General features: G+C 61.5%; 23 protein-coding genes. 10 read left to right on the plus strand and 13 right to left on the minus strand.

The genetic code is table 11. The annotated features are described in order from the left end of the window. Positions 1–139 precede the first annotated feature (139 nt). Together HSW_RS01625 and HSW_RS01630 are read right to left on the minus strand one after the other, a co-directional pair. Complete coding sequence (locus HSW_RS01625; protein WP_044000560.1) at positions 140–463, minus strand: hypothetical protein; 324 nt, start codon at positions 461–463, stop codon at positions 140–142. A 51-nt stretch (positions 464–514) separates the two neighbouring features. Next, positions 515–1,423 carry a DnaJ C-terminal domain-containing protein gene (locus tag HSW_RS01630; RefSeq protein ID WP_044000561.1) on the minus strand — a complete coding sequence of 303 codons (909 nt, stop codon included), beginning with the start codon at positions 1,421–1,423 and terminating at the stop codon, positions 515–517. 204 nt (positions 1,424–1,627) lie between these two features. Between HSW_RS01630 and HSW_RS01635 the strand changes: the two genes are divergently transcribed. After that, positions 1,628–2,041 (plus strand): DUF6799 domain-containing protein, encoded by a 414-nt coding sequence (locus HSW_RS01635; RefSeq protein WP_044000562.1) that lies wholly within the window; start codon positions 1,628–1,630, stop codon positions 2,039–2,041. 84 nt (positions 2,042–2,125) lie between these two features. On the opposite strand, the gene HSW_RS01640 is transcribed toward HSW_RS01635, so the two are convergent. The 3 genes from HSW_RS01640 to HSW_RS01650 are packed head-to-tail and all read right to left on the minus strand — an operon-like array spanning position 2,126 to position 3,586. Next, the gene (locus HSW_RS01640) at positions 2,126–2,329 is read right to left on the minus strand and encodes a hypothetical protein (protein WP_044000563.1); all 204 of its coding nucleotides are present in this window, start codon (positions 2,327–2,329) and stop codon (positions 2,126–2,128) included. 22 nt (positions 2,330–2,351) lie between these two features. Continuing rightward, positions 2,352–2,741, minus strand: coding sequence for a septal ring lytic transglycosylase RlpA family protein (locus HSW_RS01645; protein WP_052346000.1), 390 nt, complete (start codon positions 2,739–2,741; stop codon positions 2,352–2,354). Positions 2,742–2,755: 14 nt separating this feature from the next. Beyond that, positions 2,756–3,586, minus strand: a complete 831-nt coding sequence (locus tag HSW_RS01650) for a glycoside hydrolase family 25 protein (RefSeq protein WP_081768214.1) — start codon at positions 3,584–3,586, stop codon at positions 2,756–2,758. A gap of 134 nt (positions 3,587–3,720) precedes the next feature. Here HSW_RS01650 and HSW_RS01655 point away from each other — a divergent pair, with 134 nt between their 5' ends. Continuing rightward, a complete protein-coding gene (locus HSW_RS01655) occupies positions 3,721–4,014 on the plus strand; it encodes a VF530 family protein (protein WP_052346002.1) in 294 nt (97 codons plus the stop codon). A 99-nt stretch (positions 4,015–4,113) separates the two neighbouring features. Further along, positions 4,114–4,440, plus strand: coding sequence for a hypothetical protein (locus tag HSW_RS01660; RefSeq protein ID WP_044000564.1), 327 nt, complete (start codon positions 4,114–4,116; stop codon positions 4,438–4,440). Between the two features lie 97 nt (positions 4,441–4,537). Here HSW_RS01660 and HSW_RS01665 read toward each other — a convergent pair whose 3' ends face one another. Then, positions 4,538–4,918: an Hsp20/alpha crystallin family protein gene (locus HSW_RS01665; RefSeq protein WP_052346003.1), complete on the minus strand. Its 381-nt coding sequence runs from the start codon at positions 4,916–4,918 to the stop codon at positions 4,538–4,540. 240 nt (positions 4,919–5,158) lie between these two features. On the opposite strand from HSW_RS01665, the gene HSW_RS01670 reads away from it, so the two are divergent. Further along, a complete protein-coding gene (locus HSW_RS01670; RefSeq protein ID WP_155832777.1) occupies positions 5,159–5,803 on the plus strand; it encodes a hypothetical protein in 645 nt (214 codons plus the stop codon). A 6-nt stretch (positions 5,804–5,809) separates the two neighbouring features. Here HSW_RS01670 and HSW_RS01675 read toward each other — a convergent pair whose 3' ends face one another. Continuing rightward, positions 5,810–6,880, minus strand: a complete 1,071-nt coding sequence (locus HSW_RS01675; protein WP_044000566.1) for an acyltransferase family protein — start codon at positions 6,878–6,880, stop codon at positions 5,810–5,812. A gap of 69 nt (positions 6,881–6,949) precedes the next feature. Next, positions 6,950–7,318, minus strand: a complete 369-nt coding sequence (locus HSW_RS01680; protein ID WP_044000567.1) for a VOC family protein — start codon at positions 7,316–7,318, stop codon at positions 6,950–6,952. Positions 7,319–7,409: 91 nt separating this feature from the next. Here HSW_RS01680 and HSW_RS01685 point away from each other — a divergent pair, with 91 nt between their 5' ends. Continuing rightward, positions 7,410–8,153, plus strand: a complete 744-nt coding sequence (locus HSW_RS01685) for a PPK2 family polyphosphate kinase (RefSeq protein ID WP_044000568.1) — start codon at positions 7,410–7,412, stop codon at positions 8,151–8,153. Between the two features lie 96 nt (positions 8,154–8,249). Here HSW_RS01685 and HSW_RS22380 read toward each other — a convergent pair whose 3' ends face one another. Then, the gene (locus tag HSW_RS22380; protein ID WP_052346005.1) at positions 8,250–8,816 is read right to left on the minus strand and encodes a GNAT family N-acetyltransferase; all 567 of its coding nucleotides are present in this window, start codon (positions 8,814–8,816) and stop codon (positions 8,250–8,252) included. Positions 8,817–8,919: 103 nt separating this feature from the next. Between HSW_RS22380 and HSW_RS01695 the strand changes: the two genes are divergently transcribed. Further along, positions 8,920–9,348, plus strand: a complete 429-nt coding sequence (locus HSW_RS01695) for a hypothetical protein (RefSeq protein WP_044000569.1) — start codon at positions 8,920–8,922, stop codon at positions 9,346–9,348. Positions 9,349–9,441: 93 nt separating this feature from the next. Here the strand turns inward: HSW_RS01695 and HSW_RS01700 are convergent, their stop codons facing one another. The 4 genes from HSW_RS01700 to HSW_RS01715 form a co-directional block, all read right to left on the minus strand. Beyond that, entirely contained in the window at positions 9,442–9,696 is a 255-nt protein-coding gene (locus HSW_RS01700) for a phosphopantetheine-binding protein (protein ID WP_044000570.1), read from the minus strand. 60 nt (positions 9,697–9,756) lie between these two features. Further along, the gene (locus HSW_RS01705; protein WP_081768215.1) at positions 9,757–10,344 is read right to left on the minus strand and encodes an efflux RND transporter periplasmic adaptor subunit; all 588 of its coding nucleotides are present in this window, start codon (positions 10,342–10,344) and stop codon (positions 9,757–9,759) included. Between the two features lie 150 nt (positions 10,345–10,494). Next, entirely contained in the window at positions 10,495–10,944 is a 450-nt protein-coding gene (locus HSW_RS01710; RefSeq protein WP_044000572.1) for an Rrf2 family transcriptional regulator, read from the minus strand. Positions 10,945–11,149: 205 nt separating this feature from the next. Beyond that, positions 11,150–12,004: a pirin family protein gene (locus HSW_RS01715; RefSeq protein ID WP_044000573.1), complete on the minus strand. Its 855-nt coding sequence runs from the start codon at positions 12,002–12,004 to the stop codon at positions 11,150–11,152. A 200-nt stretch (positions 12,005–12,204) separates the two neighbouring features. Between HSW_RS01715 and HSW_RS01720 the strand changes: the two genes are divergently transcribed. The 4 genes from HSW_RS01720 (at position 12,205) to HSW_RS01735 (ending at position 18,364) form a co-directional block, all read left to right on the plus strand. Next, positions 12,205–13,275, plus strand: a complete 1,071-nt coding sequence (locus tag HSW_RS01720; protein ID WP_044000574.1) for an NADH:flavin oxidoreductase/NADH oxidase — start codon at positions 12,205–12,207, stop codon at positions 13,273–13,275. 39 nt (positions 13,276–13,314) lie between these two features. Continuing rightward, entirely contained in the window at positions 13,315–13,779 is a 465-nt protein-coding gene (locus HSW_RS01725; RefSeq protein ID WP_155832778.1) for a hypothetical protein, read from the plus strand. A 148-nt stretch (positions 13,780–13,927) separates the two neighbouring features. Next, on the plus strand, positions 13,928–16,027 hold the full coding sequence (locus HSW_RS01730; protein WP_044000576.1) for a M13 family metallopeptidase: 2,100 nt from the start codon (positions 13,928–13,930) through the stop codon (positions 16,025–16,027). Between the two features lie 207 nt (positions 16,028–16,234). Continuing rightward, positions 16,235–18,364, plus strand: a complete 2,130-nt coding sequence (locus tag HSW_RS01735; RefSeq protein ID WP_044000577.1) for a M13 family metallopeptidase — start codon at positions 16,235–16,237, stop codon at positions 18,362–18,364. Positions 18,365–18,641: the final 277 nt, after the last annotated feature.

The raw sequence follows: 18,641 nt of genomic DNA on the forward strand, positions 1-18,641 counted from the left end.
CGGGCTTTTATACCTCAACGGCAGAGAAAAGTTGTGCCGCATATCCAAGTTTGCCTTGGGAGGTTGCAAATGCCACGGTTTTTTCCTGTGCTACAGCTATATAGCGCAACCTTAGTATCCACACCTCTGCTATTCCGGGCTAATACTCCAGCATCGGGCCGGAGCCGTGCAGAAATACCTCTAACTGCTGTACCCGGGCCCGTTGCTGCACTAGCTCCAGCTGCAACTGCTCCAGCCGCTGGCGCATGGCCAGCACCACTTCCAGGCTGTCTTTGCTCAGGCCCAGTTCATGGTAGAGGCGGGCCACCCGGGCTACGTGCAGCGGCTCATCATGCAGGGCATCGGGTACGTTGGGAGCGGGGTGCAGTACGCCCAACTCCACGAAGTCGCGCACGTCCGTTTCGCTGAGGCCGTAACGGGTAGCGCAGTCATGAAAAGTAATGGTGATGATGTGCGTTTCCATAGCAGATGCCGGTTGGTGGTAAGGCAGAACTGGATGAAATTTTCGGGGCGCTTACTTCCGCAAGTCGGCCAGCTGGCGAAACAAGGTCTTCTCCTGGTCGGTGAGCTGCTGCGGCAGCGTGAGGCTCAGGCGTAAGTACAGGTCGCCGAACTGGCCTGGTTGGCGGTAGACCGGAAAGCCCTTGCCGCGCAGGCGCAGGCGGGTACCGTTTTGGGTTTCGGGCTTGATGGTAATTTTTACCGGTCCCGAGAGGGTTTCTACAGTATGCTCGCCGCCCAGCAGTGCCGTGTAGATGCTGATGGGTACGTCCATCGTCAGGTCGGAGCCGTTGCGGGAGTAGCGGGCAGCGGGCCGGATGCGGAGCGTGATGTACAAGGAGCCGCTGGGGCCGCCATTGCGGCCGGGCGCACCCTGGTCGCGCAGCCGGATAGCCTGGCCATCCTCTACGCCCGGCTGAATGGTGATCCGCAGACTTTTGCCGTTGACGGTGAGGGTGCGCGGACCACCCTGGTAGGCGTCTTCGAGGGACAGTTCCAGCTCGGCCTGATAGTCCTGGCCGGCGCGGGGGCGGGCGCTACCGCCCTGGCTGCCCCCCATACCGCCAAACACGGAGCCGAAGAAGTCCGAGAAATCGGCTCCGCCAAACGGGTCGCTGCCCCCGCCGCCCTGCGCGTACTGCGACCAATCGAAGCCGCCGCCCCCGGCGCTGCCGCGGCCTGCGCCGGCCTGCTGGTAGCGTTGCCAGTCGGCTCCCAGCTGATCATACTTCTGGCGCTTGTCATCGTCGCTGAGCACCTCGTTGGCCTCGTTGATTTCCTTGAATTTGCGCTCAGCCTCGGGGTTATTGGGGTTTACATCAGGATGGTACTGGCGGGCCAGCTTACGGTAGGCCTTCTTGATCTGGTCTTTGGTGGCCGTCTTCCCGACGCCCAGCGTTTGGTAATAGTCCTGGTAGTCCACAGTGGTTGTTGGGCGAAAAGCGGGAGGAAAAGAAGCCGGTAGCAGCGGCTGAAATATAGCCCTATCAGATTTGAAACGAATACGCGCGGCGCGGGGTTACCGGCCCAACCGCCGCTGAAAAATAGCGTAGGATTCGTAGTTTAGGCGGCGTACCTATAATGCCGTTATTTCCCACCTTCTCTAATTCCCCACCCCCCTCTTGTTATGAACCAATATCGTACTCTCGTGGCGGCCCTGCTACTTGTCGGTGCCGCCTCGCTCACGGCTGAGGCCCAGACTAAAGTGGCCCCGCGCAAAGCAGTGCAGCCCCGGCCCCGCGCCGCCGCCCCCAAAGGCGAAACCATGAAGGACGGCTTCCTAATGAAGGACGGCAAAGTAATGGTCACCCGGGATGCGCACACCGAAGTGCTGGCCTCGGAAACTGCCCTGGTCAACGGCACCAAAGTAAACGGCAACGGCACCGTAACCCTGGCCGATGGTACCACCGCTACCCTGAAGGAAGGTGACTACGTTTCGCTGACTGGCCGCATGACCACGATGGCCATGAAAGCTGAGCAGGATAGCCTGATGCAGCTGGCCAAAAACGGCAAGGGCAAAGTTAAAATGAAGAAAAAGTAAGAAACAGGAAAGCCCGGCAACGCACCAGGCATCCTGCTGGCACACAGGGACCGGACGGCTCAGGTTGTCCGGTCCCTGTGTGCGTTAGCGCCGGCCGCTTTGGGTGTAATCCTCGAAAATGAGCGCCACTTCGGCCGCGTCCTTGGCTTCCACTACCTCATCCATCACAAATTGAATTTCGGTTTCGCTCCAACCCTGGGCTTCGGCGGCTTTTACAAACACGCCCAGTTGAGTAAACCGGTCGGCCTCAGCGGGCACAGTCCATTGTACTTTCTTGCGGATACGCATCGGGGAAAAGAAAAAGGGAAGATTATCGGGCCTTACGCACCACTTTCAGCTCTACCGGGGCTACGCCATCCTCCACAATGCCAATTTTGCGGGCGGCTTTCTTCGATAAGTCGATGATGCGGCCTTTGGCGTGGGGGCCCCGGTCGGTAACGGTGACTTTCACGGAGCGGTGGTTGCGCGGATTGGTAACGCGCACCACCGTGCCGAAAGGCAGCGTATTGTGGGCGGCCGTACGTTGCCCGGCCCGGTACACCGTACCGCTGGCCGTTTTACGGCCGTCGAATTTGTCGGCGTAAAAAGAGGCTTTGCCTGACTGAGTGAAAGCCCCGGAACTACCCGCGCAGCTGGTCAGCAGCGCGGCGGCAAGCAGGCAAACGGCCCCGGAACCTACCCGAAAAACAGCAGTGCACATAGGAAAAAGCAGAATTAGTTGGGCACCGGCCCCCGCCCGCGCGGTGGAATACGCATGGCCAAGAGCCGCTGAAAATTGCCCTGAAACACATTGAAATCCACCGTGCCCCGAATGCCGGGCACGTACGCCTCATCGGAATGCTGCCAGATGATCCATTTCTCGCGGGGCAGGCGGGGCTGGCTTACCTCGTAGTGTGCCAGCCACAGCGGATACTTATCGAAATGGCCCGCCAAGTGCCGCTTATAGAAGCTGTAGTTGGAGTACAGAATAGGCCGCACCCCGTAGTGGCGTTCCACCAGCCGCAACCAGGTCGCCACGCCCTGGCGCATCTGCGCTACATCATGAAAGTTGGCATGTTCTACATCCAGCACCGGTGGCAGGTCGCCGGGAGCCAGCGGTACGGTACGGGTAAAGAGGTTCGCCTGACGGGTAGCATCGTAGTTGGGCTGAAAGTAATGATAAGCACCCCGATACACGCCCGCCCGTTGCGCCCCGCGCCAGTTGCGCTGAAACCGGTTGTCGCGCAGCGTAACGCCTTCCGTGGCCTTGATGAAGGCAAACCGCACCCGGTGGCTAGCTACCAGCGGCCAGTTGATGTTGCCCTGATACGCCGAAACATCAATGCCATGCACGGAGTAGCCGGCCAGCAACGGCGTTTTCTCGCGACCCGTGAGGTAGCGGCTGATAAACGAGGCATAAGCGCGGCGCACATGCCGGTTAATCTGCCGCTGATACCGGCCGTACCCGAGCAGGCCCAGCAACAGCAAACCCAGGAGGGCCAGCGGCAGCACGCGCCGCCACAAAGGGCGGGCAGCGGGCGAAGAACGACGGGAGGATGCAGGCATAAGAGGAAGCCGGTAGTTGCCAAAGGTAACGTCAGGCGGGGCTTTTCTGGTGCCCGGCCCAACTGAAAACCCGCCGGCCCGCTGCAGAAAGCCCCGGGGTTTTTCGCAATTTTGCCACGTATCTTTCTGTTGCCATGCCCAACCTATCCAATCTGCCCCAGGACGCCCGCGACGAATCGGGCCGCCTCATACGGGAACTGCACGGCGTTACGCTGGCCCAGATTCTGGAGTATCTGGTAGCGGCTTACGGCTGGCCGGAGCTGGACAGCCGCATCCGCATCAACTGCTTCGCCGTGAATCCGAGTATCAAATCCAGCCTCACCTTTTTGCGCCGCACTCCCTGGGCCCGCGCCAAAGTGGAAGAGCTCTACGTGCAAACCCGCACCGCCGAGGTCCTGGGTCATAAATTAGGGAGCAGAGGTAAGTAACAGGGGCGTTTTATAGGGCGAGAAGTTTCTGCCACGCTGTGCATCCTCTCACCCACACCCCCTCATACGGTTTTAACCGCACACCATACTCTCTTGCACATGGCTGACGTACAGGAAAAAAATGGCCCGATGGCGGTAGTAGCCGGGGCGGCGCTATTCGTGGTGTTTGAAGTGGGCGCGTATTACCTGCTGAAATTTGCTACATCCGGCTTGGGCATCCAAGACCAGATGCAGCCCGAAAATACCATTGTGAGCAATTGGGTGAAGACAGTGGTATTTCTGCTGCTGCACCTGGCCTTGGTCATCGTGGCTTTTCTGGTGCTTAGTAACCAGCTACCCCGCCGGTTCCGGAGTCAGTTGATGGGTTGGGTATACCTGGCCATTGGCATGAGCTTCGTGTTGCTGTGGCCGTTGTTTGATTACTAAAACAATGTCCGAAGGCACGAAAAAGCCACTGCGGGGTGGCAGTGGCGGGTGAAACCATGAGCCGGTCGGTCCCGGCTATATAGGCAGCTTACGAAGGTTAACGCTGCTTGATATTGATTTCGCGGGGCTCGGGGCTGGCCTGGTACGGAATGCGCACCTGCAATTCCTGGCCCTCAAACACGGCATCAATACGGGCCAGGTCGAGGCCGGCGGGCAGTTGCAGCACCCGACTGAACAAAGGCGCGGCCAACTGGTCTTCGGGCGAGTGACGGAATTCGGCGAAAACCGTCAGCACATTCTCGTTTAGTACCACGTGGAAGTTTTCGGGGCTTACCGACGGAACCGCTACCCGTACCACCACGCCTTTCTTCTGCTTGTCAATCCGCATAGCGGCCTGCGCAATACCACCACCCAATGTGTTAAACAGGTTGAGTTGCGGGGCTATGTTGCGGATAAAATCTTTGCTGATCAGGTTCATGGAAGATGTTCCTTTCTTGATGTACAGGCCTTATTTCAAATCCTGTACCAACATAAGAACGAGACGTGATAAGTAGGATATGTGTCATAACGTCTGATAAACGCCTTCTCAGAGTGAGTTTTTTGGACAAAACGTCTGGTTTATAAACCGAAAAGTGGAGTTGCAGTTGATTCGGCCGTAGTATGGGGCTGTTGCGTATGAGCAGATACTCTTTCTCGTGATGTCGTTTCTATGCTGCCTTTGTCCTTTACTACCGCGCGTACTGCCCGCTACATTTGCCTCGGTGAGCCAGGGCCAGCCATTCAGCACGTCTGGATTTGCTTGCATGGGGAAGCCCAACCGCTGGCTGAGTTTACCGCCCATCTCATCAACCTCGATACGCCGGAGCGGCTGCTGATTCTGCCCGAGGCGCTGTCCCGCTATCCGTTACCCGCTGCCGAAAATGGCACTAGTCCGGCTACTGCTGCCAGCTGGTTTACCCCCGGTTCCGTGCAGGCAGATGTAGCTGATCTAGTCGTGTATCTTGATGCGCTGGCTACCCAACTACTGGCTCACTGCCCGCCCAACGTACCTGTTACAGTACTGGGCTGCGGCCATGGTGCCGCTGCTGCCGCCTGTTGGCTGGCCGCCGGCCACACCCGCTACGACCGGCTTATTCTGTACGCTTCCGTGTTTCCGCCCGAAATAGACCGGCGTGCTACCTTGGCGGCTTTGCCAGTGCGTCCCGTCACACTCGTTTCTACTACCACCGATACGTTTACGCCCGAGGCGGTAGCGGAAGGGCTTTTGCATGATTTGCAGGAAGTAGGATTGCCCGCTCAGTTGCGCTACGTATCAGAAGGGCCGTTGCCGCTGGCCTCTCTGGGCGCGGCCGGCGAAGGATAACCTGCCCTAGGCGTAGCGCAAACGCTGCTTTAGTCGGTCCAGCGGGGCCTCCACAAAACGCCAGGACGCGGCACTCAGCAGAATCAGAAGTGGCGTGAGCACCAGCAGAGTAGGCAACGGGTCCAGCAGGATTTCGCGCCACTCGGAGCCGGCGGGCCAGAGCCTGAATACTACCCGCTGCCAGAATACCGGCAGCACCAAATGATACAGGTACACTCCAAAGCTGCGCTGTCCCATCCAAACCAAGGCCGGGTGCATCAGGCCGGTACGGCGGGCGGCGGTGGGGTTGCGCAACAGCCAGGCCAAGGTCAGGAAAGCCGCGCCGGCCCCAACCGTGGGAAATACAACCAGCCAGATGTTACCGCCCTGTAGTGGGTGCAGCACGCTCCAGAGCAGCCACCAGCCGGCCCAGGCCGCCAGCACGTAGCGGCCCCTCGCCCAGGCGGCCAGGGCCTCGGTTTTTTCCAGCAGGCGCAGCAGGGTGCCGGCCGCAAACAAATCGAGGGAAGCAGGGAGGAGTACCAGCACGAACCCGGGCGTTACCAGCAGGCTCCAGCCCACCCGGAACAGCAAACCCGCTGCACCAATCACCAGCAGCCACCGCACCCGGCGGCCCACCAGCCCCAGCAGGGCCGGCCACAGCAGATAAAACTGCTCATCCACGGCCAAGGTCCAGAGGTGGCCGCAGCCTTCACCCCAGCTTTGCAGGTAGTAGAACAGCTGGTTAGCCGCCGGCAGCAGAAACCACAGCGGATGTTCCCGGATAGTAGCCAGCGGCAGCAGGGCACTCAGGGCCAGCGCACAGTAATAAGGCGGAATAATGCGCAGCAGGCGGCGCAGATAAAAGGTTCCCAGCCGCTGCCGCCACGGCCCGGGGGCTCCAGGATAGGCCTGCTGCTTCCACACAATGCCCGAAATCAGGTAGCCGCTCAATACGAAGAATACCAACCGGCCCATTTCACCCATCATAATGGGCGGGGTGGCCCAATGCTGCACCACCACCAGCCACACTGCAATAGCGCGCACACCGTTCAGTTCAGGGCGGTAAGCAAGGGGCGCGCCGGGCGGCGTGGGCATAAGTGGAAGGTACTGGTGAAGTGCGGCCGCAAATTACCACGTTGGCGGCGGTCAGCGGCTGCGGGTACACTACGGTGCTGCCGGTAGTTGAAAGTGAGGATTCTGAATGATGCCAAATAGATTGCCGAACGGGTCCTGCACCGTGCCCAGTCGGATACCGCCGCCCACATCCTGCACGGATTGGTGCGGATGCGCGCCGAGTTCAACCAAGCGCGCAAAGGCGGCATCGGCATCGGGGACGCCCCAGTAGGTGGTGGGGCCGCACTGCCCGGCTATGGGGCCATCGGGGTCGAGGCCCAGCTCATAGCCGCCCACGTTGAAGCCCACGTAAAACGGCTCATCGAAATATGGTTCCTGCTCCAGTACTTGGCTGTACCAGGCTTTGGCCTTTGCCAGATTGCCCACGGGGTACACAACGGTGCGTAGTCCTTGAAGCATACAAGTGGTGTGTAAGGGGGTGCGTAGTGCTTTATTGCCAGAGCAAATCTGCCATATTTTCTCCCAATTACAACCCTTTATAGTCCTGACTATGGCTGCCCACAACCTGGCCAAACTGCCCACCCGGGCCCCCGCCGACTACCACAAAACCACCACGCTGCGGGAGCTGAAGAAGCTGCGCCAGGAATTGATTGATTTGCAGGATCGGCTTTACGCTGAAAACAAGCACAGCGTGCTGGTAATTCTGCAGGGCATGGACGCCAGCGGCAAGGACGGCCTGATCCGGCGGGTGTTCAGCGGTATCAACCCGCAGGGCGTGCGGGTTTTCTCCTTCAAGGAGCCGACAGAACTAGAACTGTCCCACGACTTCCTCTGGCGGATACACCAGCAGGTGCCGCCCCGAGGCATGATGCAGGTTTTCAACCGCTCCCACTACGAGGACGTGCTGATTACGCGAGTGGAAGGCCTGGTAACGACCGAGGAAGCCCGCCGCCGGTTTTCAGCCATCAATGCTTTCGAGAAACTGCTGCAACAGGCCGGTACCACGGTGCTCAAGTTTTACCTGCACGTTTCGGAAACGGAGCAGCAGGAGCGCCTCCAGGAACGCCTGACTGACGCTACCAAGCAGTGGAAATACGAGCACGCCGACCACCGGAAGGCCGGTCAGTATCCGCAGTATCAGGCTGTGTACGAGGATGTATTCCACGCCTGCAACCCCACCAACTGCCCCTGGCACATTGTGCCCGCCGATCAGAACTGGTACAAAGCCTACGTGGTGGCCCTCACCCTCCGCGATGCGCTGCTAAAGCTGAACCCAAAGTATCCAAAGCCGTAGGGCGGCGCAGGTGTCTGGCTTTCAGAAAAAGACGGAAAAGAAGAGGCCCCACCGTAACCCAGCGGAGCCTTTTTAATACGTTCTAAGCTCTAAGCTCTAAGCCTTTGGCGGGGTTTTATCGGCGTCGGATAGGTCGCGGCCGTAGAGCTGGCGGCCTTCGGCGTCGAGGGCGTCGGAGATGCGCTTGAAGCCGTTGGCTTCCAGTACGCGCCGGGCGCCATCATTAGTGGGTGTGGTACGGGCGGTGAGGTAGCGGACCATGCCCGTATCGGCGGCATGACGGATGAGGCCGGCTACCAGCTCGGTGCCCAGGCCCCGGCCGTGCCAGTCGGTAGCAATGGCAAACCCGATTTCGGCCGTATCATCAGCGGGCGGGCCATGAAAGCCACCGGCCCCGATGAGGGTGTTTTTGGGCGCTTCGGCCCCGGCCCGCAGCAACGCGTACCAGCCGTACCAGCCTGCGGCCGTGCGGCCACCCGCCGTGAGCTGTTCCAGAAAAAACTGCTGCGCCTCCGTATCATACTCGCCCGGGGGCCAGTGCGCGGGCATTTCGGCCCCCAATAGAATAGGGAAATAGTGCGGCTTCTGAAGTTCGGCAGTCAGCAACGCCCGGCTGGCCGCCACCAACGTGAGGCGGGGAGTATAGGCAATCAATGGAATCATGGACAACAATACGGATTTGGTCGAATTTCTGCCAAAACATGCCGGCGTCGCCGTCCGGATGCTCAGCTCAACAGTTACCTTTGAGTACCTCTTTTTTGTCTCGATGCCGCTACCTGCCCCCGATTACTTGGACGTTGCTTACCGCGCCGACCTTGATGTACTGCTGGCCCGCTGGATGCGCCGGGTAACGCTGGAGGAAATGCAGCAGGGTTATTTATATCTGCTGGAGCAGGCCGAGGAACACGCCTGCCGCTACTGGCTGCTGGATGCCCGCCGCCGTTCCAATACCGACAGGGAAGGGGCCGGCTGGATGGTGAATACTTTCTTGCCCAGCCTGCATGCTCGCCTTGAAGGCCGCACCTACCTGGCCTATCTGCTGGTGCCGGCCATCATGCGCGACGTGGAAGCAGATGCTGCCTTTCCGCCCGCCAGCTTTTTCACCGGCAAACCATTCATCGGGGAGCGGTTTATTGATGAGCGGGAGGCTATTGCGTGGCTTCAGGCCGCCCACCAAGAACCGGCCACCGCGTAAATCCAACCCTCGTTCTGAAGAGAAAAGTATCATCTAAAAAGCCCCGGCCTGCCCGAAAGAGCAGGCCGGGGCTTTTTACACGAGGGCAGCCAGCTACTTAACGAGCAGTTCGCTGAGGTGATGGTCCACGCAGTCGAGTACATCCTGCACGGTGCGCATGCGCTCCATTTCCGCATCGGTAATTTCGATGTGAAAGCGGTGCTCCAAGTTAATAGCCAGCTCCACTAAGTCAATGGAATCGAAGCCGATATCTTCCTGCAGGCGGGAAGATGGGGTAAGCGTGAGGGCCGGATTGCGGCGCTTGCGGCGGAGCATGCGCTCTACCTGGAAGTGAATGAGCTGTTCCATATCAAAAACAGTACGGCAACAAAAAACGAGAGAAAAAGCAAGTCAGGAAACCCGGCGGGGCTACCTAACGCTGGTAAGTAGCAGTGTGGTATCGGCGGGCAGTTCGGTGGAGAGGGTGGCCACGGGCGTCTGGGGAGTGAGCCGGTCACCGGGCGCGGCCATTCGGCCTGTGATAACGCCATCGGTGGGAGCCGTCACGAACACGAAGCTGAGCATGGGCACCTGCCGCGCCAGCAGTTGGCGAGTAGCGGTAAGCTGCTGGTTGGCGGCAGCCAACTCGGTGGCGGTAGCGGCCGGCACTTGCTGCGCCAGCGCCTGATACGCCTGTTGCTGACGCAGCAAGCGTAGCTGCAACTGCTGCTGCGGTACGCTGGGCAGCCGCTCTACTACTTTCAGCAGCACCTGACCCTGACGCACATGCTGACCTTCATGGAAATACACTTCGTACACCTTGCCCGTTTGCCGGGCCGGCACCGGCTGGCCGGCCGCCGGGGCGGAGGCGGGCTGGCCGTGCGCTACGGCCAGAAACTGCGCGGTGGGTACCGGCAAGTCATCGGCCAGGGTGTCGGTGGGCGTCAGCCAGAGGGGCAGCACCGAGCTGCTTGCCGCGACGAAAAGGACAAGCCCTACGCCAACTAATTTTTTCATGGGATGGAAGCCGGGGTAACCGGCCGGGCCCGCTACCCTTCTGGGGCAAGGCAGCGGCGAAAATATCCGGGCCGGAGGGGCGGCGCGCGGAAGTGAATGAAAGACAGATGGTAACCGATGTGGTTACATTTTTGAGGAAATAAAAAGCCGTCAGCCGGTGTTGCCGGGGCAGCCTTTGGGCAGGCGCTGAGCCAGCTCCTGCGTGACGTGCGCCACCGAAACAGCCGCCAATGCCGCCCGCATGGCCGCAATGGCCGGCCCGAACAGGCCCTCAAGCGTTTCCTGCATCACGCGGCCCAGGTCACAGTGGGAGTTGGGGTTGGTGCTGCTGATCTGAAACAGGTCGGGCTCGGTTTCCTGCATGGCCTGAAACACGTCGAGCAAAGAAATATCGGTGGCCGGGCGGGCCAGTAGCGTACCGCCGCCCGCCCCTCGCTGGCTTTGCACTAGGCCGGCTTCGCGTAGCGTGCTCACCAGCCGGCGCACCACCACCGGGTGGGTGCCCGCACTGCTGGCCAACACTTCCGACGACACCGGCTGGCCCTCGGCGTGCGCCAGATAGGCCAGGATGTGCGTCGCAACGGCGAAACGAGTGTTCATCAGGGAATACGTAACAGATTCGGTTACAAATGTACGGCGCAAAATGGTTGTGTGCAATCTTTCTGCTGTAAACCTTCCACAACGCCGTGTATTGTGCTGTCATTCTGCCGAAAGCGGAACGTGGGGTTCCACTTTCGGGCTGACGATTGAGCGGACGTTTTGCTTTACCGGGCTGGCTATTTTTCTGCCGACAGCCCGGCCGGACTTATTCCTCCCAGGTGCCGAACTTGCCGGCTTGATAATCCTGGTAGGCTTCCCGGATTTCCTGCTCGGTATTCATCACGAAGGGGCCATGGGCCAGAATGGGCTCTTGGAAGGGGAGGGCGTGACCCAGCAGCAGCACGGCATCGTCCAGGGCTTCCACTTGCAACTCGTCGCCGTCGTAATTGAACTCCACTAGCCGGCGGGCTTCGGTTTCCTGGCCATTCACGCGCAGCCGGCCCCGGATAACGTAGAAGAACACGGTCCGCTCGGCCGGAATGGGCAGGTGCAGCTGGCCGCCTTGCCGGAAATCGATGGTAGCCAGCTGGATGTCGGCCAGCGGGGTAACGGCCCCGGCGGTGCCGGCCCACTCGCCCGAAACGGCGTGCACGGTCACCCGGCCCTCGTCCAGCGCTACGTGCGGAATTTCGGGCTCCTGCAGCCCAATGTAGCGGGGCTCCACCATTTTGTCCTTGGCCGGTAGGTTCACCCACAGCTGCAGGATTTCGAGCGGACCGCCGGTGCGCTTGAACTCGGGGGAGGACACTTCGGCGTGAATCAGGCCCCGGCCGGCCGTCATCCACTGAATGCCGCCCGGCCCGATGATGCTCTGGTGCCCGCCCGTATCCTGGTGCATAATATCGCCTTCCAGAATAAACGTCACGGTTTCAAAGCCGCGGTGGGGGTGGGGGCCGAAGGGCAGGCCCCGGTTGTGGGGGCGGTACACCTGCGGGCCGTGGTGGTTCAGAAACAGAAACGGATCCAGGTGCTGCACGGCGTTGGTAGGCAGCGCCCGGTACGTCACGAGGTCGGCAATAGGTGCGCTCTGGGCGCGGTGCTGGGCTTTGATGGTGCGCATGTGGTCAGTTGTCGGTTGCCGGTTGTTCGTTGTCAGTTGCTGGAAACGACTAGTGGCGGTGGTTGGGAATAGGGTACAGTAAAACATTCGCCGTCGTTTTTGTTATGAACCCTTCCAATCTGAATACTGCCACGTACGACGAGAGGTTGTCGTACACTGGCAACCGACAACTCGCAACTGGCAACTCACAACTTCATAAGATGAGTCAACTTTTCACGCCGCTCGTGCAGCGCGGCCTTACGCTTAAAAACCGCCTCGTTATCTCGCCCATGTGTCAGTACAGCGCCCAGGATGGGTTCAGCAACGACTGGCACCTGGTGCACCTCGGCTCCCGGGCCGTGGGCGGGGCCAGCCTGATTCTGCTGGAAGCCACGGCCGTGGTGCCCGAAGGCCGCATCACCCCCGATGACCTGGGCATCTGGCACGACGACCACGTCACCAACCTGCGCCGCATCGTGGAATTCCTGAAAAGTCAGGGCTGCGTGGCCGGCATCCAGCTGGCCCACGCCGGCCGCAAAGCCAGCCACGCCAGCCCCTGGAAAGGCGGCCAGCAACTTGGCCCCGAGGAAGGTGGCTGGAACACCGTAGCGCCGTCGGCCCTGGCCTTCAGCCCCGAGGAAACCGCCCCCGAAGCCCTGGATGCCGCCGGTATTCAGGCCGTGGTTGAGGCGTTCCGCGTTGGAGCCCGCCGTTCCATAGCCGCCGGGTTTGAGGTGCTGGAAATTCACGCGGCCCACGGCTACCTGCTGCACCAGTTCCTTTCGCCGCTCAGCAACCAGCGCACCGATGCCTACGGCGGCTCCTTCGAGAACCGCAGCCGCCTGCTGCTGGAAGTAGTGGCCGCCACCCGCGCCGAAATGCCCGACCACCTACCCCTGTGGGTGCGCGTTTCGGCCACCGACTGGACCGAGGGCGGCTGGACGGCCGAGGACACCGTGCGTCTGGCAGCCATCCTGAAAGCCAACGGCGTGGAGTTGCTCGACTGCTCCACCGGCGGCAATGTGCCCAAGGCCGATATTCCCGTGGGCCCCGGCTACCAAGTGCCGTTTGCTGAGCAGGTGCGCCGCGAAACCGGCCTGCCCACCGGGGCCGTGGGCCTGATTACCGAGGCCCAGCAGGCCGAGGAAATCCTCACCAGCGGCCAGGCCGATGTGGTGCTGCTGGCTCGGGAGTCGTTGCGGGATGCCTACTTCCCCCTGCACGCCGCCCACGATCTGGGGGCCGAGGTGGCCTGGCCGCCCCAGTACGAGCGGGCCAAGCCGCGCCACTAAAACTCCGGTGCAGGTAACAACTGCCCAGCTGGATTACGTATGTGCTCAGAACCAGCCGCTACGCCTGGTTTTCTGAACATGGCCGATTATTCTACTCCCGATTTCCCCATCGTCTACCGCCCCGACCTGCACATACTGGTGGGGCGGTGGATGGTGGAAATAACCCGGGCGGAGCAAGTGAAAGAGAATTACATGCAGCTGTTTCGGGCGGCGGCCGAGGTTGATAACTGCCGTTTCTGGCTCCTGGATGCCCGCCGCCGCTTCCGGACGGTGATGGAAATTACTGCCTGGGTAAACTCCCAGGTGCCCGGCATGGCCCTGGAAAAGCTGCACGGAGAAATCCGAATTGCCTTCCTGCTGGCCCCCGGTCAGCTTCGCGCGTCCACCGATTCGCCCCCTTTCCCGAGCTTATTCCACCCCGTTACCGGCCACCCCATGTCGGCCCAGTTCACCGACGAAGGTCAGGCCATTGTTTGGTTGCAGGCCGAACAAAATCAGTCGTAAGAAGATCCTGAAACCGCGTTTCAGGCGGATGCAACGGCCGGCAGCCCAATGGGTTGCCGGCCGTTTTGCTTGCGGCCGGCCGCCGGGCCGGGCGCAACCTTTCCCGCCGCGCCGCGACCTTAGGCGAAGCCTACTCTGATTTCGCTGCATGAAACACCTTTCTGCTCCTAACCGGGCCGGCGCGGCGGCCCTGCTGCTAGCCCTGGCCGGCTGCGCTACCACCCAGCCCGCCGCCACCACAACCACAAGTACACCGGCTCCGGCGGTGGCCTCTAGCACCGGCGGCCGCAGCATCAACCCCCAGGATGTAGACCGCTCGGTGTCGCCCTGCGAAGATTTCTTCCGGTTTTCGGGTGGCAACTGGCTGAAAAATAACCCCATTCCGGCCTACGCCAGCAGCTGGGCCCCGCGCAACGAGCTGAATGACCGGACCCAGGCCACGCTGCGCCGCATCCTAGAAGATGCCGCCGCCGACCGCGCCGCCGCGCCCGGCTCGAACCGCCAGAAAGTAGGCGACTACTACGCCGCCGGCATGGACTCGGTGGGTCTGGAAAAAGCCGGCCTGACTTACCTCAAGCCCGAGCTGGCCCGCATTGCCGCCGTGAAGGATCGGCCCGGCCTACTCTCGGAAATTGCCCGCCAGCAGACGCTGGGAACCGGCGCGTTCTTCCGGGCCGGCGTTGCGCCCGACCGCAAAAACAGCTCGGTGTACGCCGTGAACATGAGCCAGGGCGGCCTGGGTATGCCCGATCGGGACTACTACCTCAAGGACGACGCCCGCTCCAAAACCGTGCGCACGGCCTACATCACCTACCTCACCAACACCTTCAAGCTGCTCGGCGACGCGGAAGCTACGGCCGCTGCCAAGGCCGCCACGGTAGTGCGCGTGGAAACCCGCCTGGCCCGCGCCAGCAAAGACCGGGTTTCGCTGCGCGACCCGTACGCCAGCTACAACAAGATGACGGTGGCCGAGGCCGACAAGCAGTTCCCGAACTTGCAGCCCTCGGCTTTGCTCAAGCGCAACGGCCTGGGCGCGGCCCAGGAGGTGATTGTGGGCCAGCCCGAGTTCTTCCGGGAAGTCAGCGCGGTGCTGAAAGAGGAGCCGCTGCAGGACCTCAAAACCTACCTGAGCTGGCAGTTGGTATCGTCGGTGCCAGCGGCTTTGCCTCAGGCGTTCAGTGACGAGGCCTTCCGGTTTGCGCAGGTGCAGAGCGGGGCCAAACAGCAGCCCACCCGCTGGAAACGCATGCTGGCCGCCACCGACGGCACCCTGGGCGAGGCCTTCGGGCAGCTGTATGTGGATCAGGCGTTTTCGCCCGCCGCCAAGCAGAAGGCCCTCGATATGCTGGCCAACATCCGCGAGTCGATGGCCGAGCACATTCAGACCAACACCTGGATGAGCGCCGCCACCAAACAGGAAGCCCTCAAGAAGCTCAGCGCCCTGCGCGTGAAAATCGGCTACCCCGACAAGTGGAAGGACTATTCGGCGCTCAACATTTCGCGCGAGTCATACCTGAAAAACGTGCTGGCGGCCCGCCAGTGGGGCTACCAGCAGAACATGAAGAAGTTCGGCGGGCCCATTGACCGCACCGAGTGGAGCATGACGCCGCCCACCATCAACGCCTACTACAGCCCGCCGATGAACGAAATCGTGTTTCCGGCCGGCTACCTGCAGCCCCCGTTCTTCGACCCCGAAGCCGACGATGCGGTAAACTACGGCGCCATCGGCGGGGTGATGGGCCACGAAATGACCCACGGCTTCGACGACTCCGGCCGGCAGTACGACTCGGAAGGCAACCTGCGCGACTGGTGGACGCCCGCCGACGCGGCCGAATTCACGAAGCGCGCCGCCGTGGTAGGCACCCAGTACTCGGCCTTCTCGCCCCTGGATTCAGTGTACGTGAACGGCAAACTCACCATGGGCGAGAACCTAGCCGATTTCGCCGGCCTCACCATCGTGTACGCCGCCCTGCAGAAGCAGCTCGATAAACAGTACGGCAAAGGCAACCGTCCGCTCATCGACGGCTTCACGCCCGAGCAGCGCTTCTTCCTGAGCTGGGCCCAGCTGCGCCGCCAGAACATCCGCCCCGAAGCCCTGCGCCAGCAAATCCTCACCGACCCCCACTCGCCCGGCCAGTACCGCACCATCGGCCCCCTCATGAACATGCCCGAGTTCTACCAAGCATTCGGCTGCACGCCCGGCCAGAAAATGGTGCGCCCCGATGCCGAACGGGCAGTTATCTGGTAGCCAAAGCTAAAAACTAGTTCCCCTCCTTGGAAAAGAGGGGCTAGGGGTGGTTGATACCCGTTGAACATCATCTAGAGCTAGTTCTACCCCCGTTCTATCGGCCATCAACCACCCCTAGCCCCTCCTTTCCAAGGAGGGGAACTAGCTCTAGTCTAGTACTGACTTTCAACGTCTTCAACTTCTTCCACAACCTCCAATCTTCCACCAATGACCTCACAACGCACCTTCCTGCTCACGCTGGGCACGGCGGCCGGCCTGGCCCTGGCCGGCTGCGCGGCCAGCACGCCCGCTACCACCGCCACCACGCCGCCCGCTGCTACGCCCGCCACGACCGATGCTTCGGCTACCGCCCAGCTCGGTCCCGTGCTGCCCGGCGTCGGGATTGATCCGGCCAACATTGACAAGTCGGTAAACCCCTGCGACGACTTCTTTCAGTACGCCTCGGGTACCTGGCTGAAGAACAACCCGATTCCGGCCGCTGAGTCGCGCTGGAGCTCCTGGAACGGGCTCATCAACCAGAACGAGGCCGTGATGCGCCAGATTCTGGAAACCTCGGCCGCCAACAAAACCGCCGCCAAAGGCACCAACCTCCAGAAGGTAGGTGACTACTACGCCACGGCCATGGACTCGGTGGCCATCGACAAAGCCGGCCTGAAGTACCTGCAGCCGGAGTTGAACCGCATCAATGCGGTGAAGGACCTGCGCGGGCTGCAGACCGAGTTGGTGCGGGCCCAGCGCCTGCAAACCCGCTCGGTGTTCGGGCTGGGCGTGAACCAGGACCGCAAAAAGAGCGACGAGTACGCCCTCTACCTCAGCCAGGGCGGCCTGAGCCTGCCCGACCGGGACTACTACCTCAAGGACGACGCCCGCTCGAAAGCCATCCGCACGGCCTACAACACCTACCTCACCAACACGTTCAAGATGCTGGGCGAAAGTCCGGCCATAGCCGCCAAAAGTGCCGCTACGGTGCTGCGCCTCGAAACCCGGCTCGCCAAAGCCAGCAAGGACCGCGTAGCCCTGCGCGACCCCTACGCCAACTACAACAAGATGACGGTGGCCGAAGCCGCCCAGAAATACCCCAACCTGGGTCTGCCCGTGATGCTGCCTGCCCTGGGCCTCAGCTCGGCCAAAGAGGTAATTGTGGGCCAGCCCGAGTTCCTGCAGGAAGCCAGCACCGCCCTCAAGCAGGAGCCCCTCGGCGACTGGAAAACCTACCTGCGCTGGCACCTCACCTCGTCGCTGATGTCGGCCCTGCCGCAGTCGTTTGGCGATGAGTCGTTCCGGTTTCAGCAGGTGCTGAGTGGAGCCAAGCAGCAGCAGCCCCGCTGGAAGCGCATGCTCCGCGCTACCGACGGCGCGCTGGGCGAGGCGTTCGGTCAGCTGTACGTAGACAAGGCTTTCGCGCCCGAAACCAAGGTGAAGGCCCAGCAGATGGTGGCCAACATCAAGGAAGCCATGGGCGAGCATATCCGCGGCCTGGAGTGGATGAGCGCCGCCACCAAGGAGGAAGCTCTCAAGAAGCTTAACGCCTTCACCGTAAAAATCGGCTACCCCGATAAATGGAAGGACTATTCGGCCCTCTCGATGAGCCGCGAGTCGTACCTGAAAAACGTGCTGGCCGCCCGCGAATGGGAGTCGAAAGACAACCTGAGCCGCTACGGCAAGCCGATTGACCGCGAAGTGTGGGGCATGACGCCGCCCACGGTGAATGCCTACTACAACTCCTCGCTCAACGAAATCGTGTTTCCGGCCGGCATCATGCAGCCGCCGTTCTTCGACCCCAAGGCCGACGACGCGGTAAACTACGGCGGCATGGGCGCGGTAATCGGCCATGAAATCACCCACGGCTTCGACGACCGGGGCCGGCAGTCGGACGCCCAGGGCAACCTGCGCGACTGGTGGACCAAGGAAGACGCGGCCGAATTCACGAAGCGCGCCGACATGGTGGGCGCCCAGTACTCGGCCTTCCAGCCCCTGGATTCGGTGTTCGTGAACGGCAAGCTGACAATGGGCGAAAACCTAGCCGACTTCGGCGGCCTAGCCCTGGCCTACTCGGCCCTCGAGAAAGAGCTGCAGAAGAAATACGGCAGCAACCCGCGCCCCCGCTACGACGGCTTCACGCCCGAGCAGCGCTTCTTCCTCGGCTGGGCTCAGGTATGGCGCACCAACGCCCGCCCCGAGTACATCCGCCAGCAAGTCCTCACCGACCCGCACTCCCCGGCCCAGTACCGCACCAACGGCCCCCTCATGAACATGCCCCAGTTCTACGAGGCCTTCGGCTGCAAGGAAGACGCCAAGATGGTCCGCGCCCAGAACCAGCGCGCCAACATCTGGTAGCACAGAGTGTCCCGGTCCGGCGGCTGCAAGCCGTCGGGCCGGTCGTCGCGTGCTGAGGGTGTTTGGTGAAGGATGATTCCGGGAACGGTGTAGAGACGCGACACTTCGCGTCTCGTCGTTGCTGAGGTTGTTTATCGGGTGCGGTTCCGGCCGTTCAACGGCGAGACGCGAAGTGTCGCGTCTCTACACCGTTCAACAGCCGCTGAACCAAAGCCGCACTGCCATAAGAATATTAAGACCAGAAGAGGCCGCCTGCATCATGCAGGCGGCCTCTTCC

Origin of the sequence: Hymenobacter swuensis DY53 (assembly GCF_000576555.1) — a bacterium.
Classification (GTDB): Bacteria; Bacteroidota; Bacteroidia; order Cytophagales; family Hymenobacteraceae; genus Hymenobacter; species Hymenobacter swuensis.

Coding starts and splice junctions, on each gene's coding strand:
- HSW_RS01625 (WP_044000560.1), bottom strand. CDS start 463: ATGGAAACGCACATCATCACCATTACTTTTCATGACTGCGCTACCCGT.
- HSW_RS01635 (WP_044000562.1), top strand. CDS start 1,628: ATGAACCAATATCGTACTCTCGTGGCGGCCCTGCTACTTGTCGGTGCC.
- HSW_RS01640 (WP_044000563.1), bottom strand. CDS start 2,329: ATGCGTATCCGCAAGAAAGTACAATGGACTGTGCCCGCTGAGGCCGAC.
- HSW_RS01645 (WP_052346000.1), bottom strand. CDS start 2,741: ATGTGCACTGCTGTTTTTCGGGTAGGTTCCGGGGCCGTTTGCCTGCTT.
- HSW_RS01650 (WP_081768214.1), bottom strand. CDS start 3,586: ATGCCTGCATCCTCCCGTCGTTCTTCGCCCGCTGCCCGCCCTTTGTGG.
- HSW_RS01655 (WP_052346002.1), top strand. CDS start 3,721: ATGCCCAACCTATCCAATCTGCCCCAGGACGCCCGCGACGAATCGGGC.
- HSW_RS01660 (WP_044000564.1), top strand. CDS start 4,114: ATGGCTGACGTACAGGAAAAAAATGGCCCGATGGCGGTAGTAGCCGGG.
- HSW_RS01665 (WP_052346003.1), bottom strand. CDS start 4,918: ATGAACCTGATCAGCAAAGATTTTATCCGCAACATAGCCCCGCAACTC.
- HSW_RS01675 (WP_044000566.1), bottom strand. CDS start 6,880: ATGCCCACGCCGCCCGGCGCGCCCCTTGCTTACCGCCCTGAACTGAAC.
- HSW_RS01680 (WP_044000567.1), bottom strand. CDS start 7,318: ATGCTTCAAGGACTACGCACCGTTGTGTACCCCGTGGGCAATCTGGCA.
- HSW_RS01685 (WP_044000568.1), top strand. CDS start 7,410: ATGGCTGCCCACAACCTGGCCAAACTGCCCACCCGGGCCCCCGCCGAC.
- HSW_RS22380 (WP_052346005.1), bottom strand. CDS start 8,816: ATGATTCCATTGATTGCCTATACTCCCCGCCTCACGTTGGTGGCGGCC.
- HSW_RS01695 (WP_044000569.1), top strand. CDS start 8,920: ATGCCGCTACCTGCCCCCGATTACTTGGACGTTGCTTACCGCGCCGAC.
- HSW_RS01700 (WP_044000570.1), bottom strand. CDS start 9,696: ATGGAACAGCTCATTCACTTCCAGGTAGAGCGCATGCTCCGCCGCAAG.
- HSW_RS01705 (WP_081768215.1), bottom strand. CDS start 10,344: ATGAAAAAATTAGTTGGCGTAGGGCTTGTCCTTTTCGTCGCGGCAAGC.
- HSW_RS01710 (WP_044000572.1), bottom strand. CDS start 10,944: ATGAACACTCGTTTCGCCGTTGCGACGCACATCCTGGCCTATCTGGCG.
- HSW_RS01715 (WP_044000573.1), bottom strand. CDS start 12,004: ATGCGCACCATCAAAGCCCAGCACCGCGCCCAGAGCGCACCTATTGCC.
- HSW_RS01720 (WP_044000574.1), top strand. CDS start 12,205: ATGAGTCAACTTTTCACGCCGCTCGTGCAGCGCGGCCTTACGCTTAAA.
- HSW_RS01725 (WP_155832778.1), top strand. CDS start 13,315: ATGTGCTCAGAACCAGCCGCTACGCCTGGTTTTCTGAACATGGCCGAT.
- HSW_RS01730 (WP_044000576.1), top strand. CDS start 13,928: ATGAAACACCTTTCTGCTCCTAACCGGGCCGGCGCGGCGGCCCTGCTG.
- HSW_RS01735 (WP_044000577.1), top strand. CDS start 16,235: ATGACCTCACAACGCACCTTCCTGCTCACGCTGGGCACGGCGGCCGGC.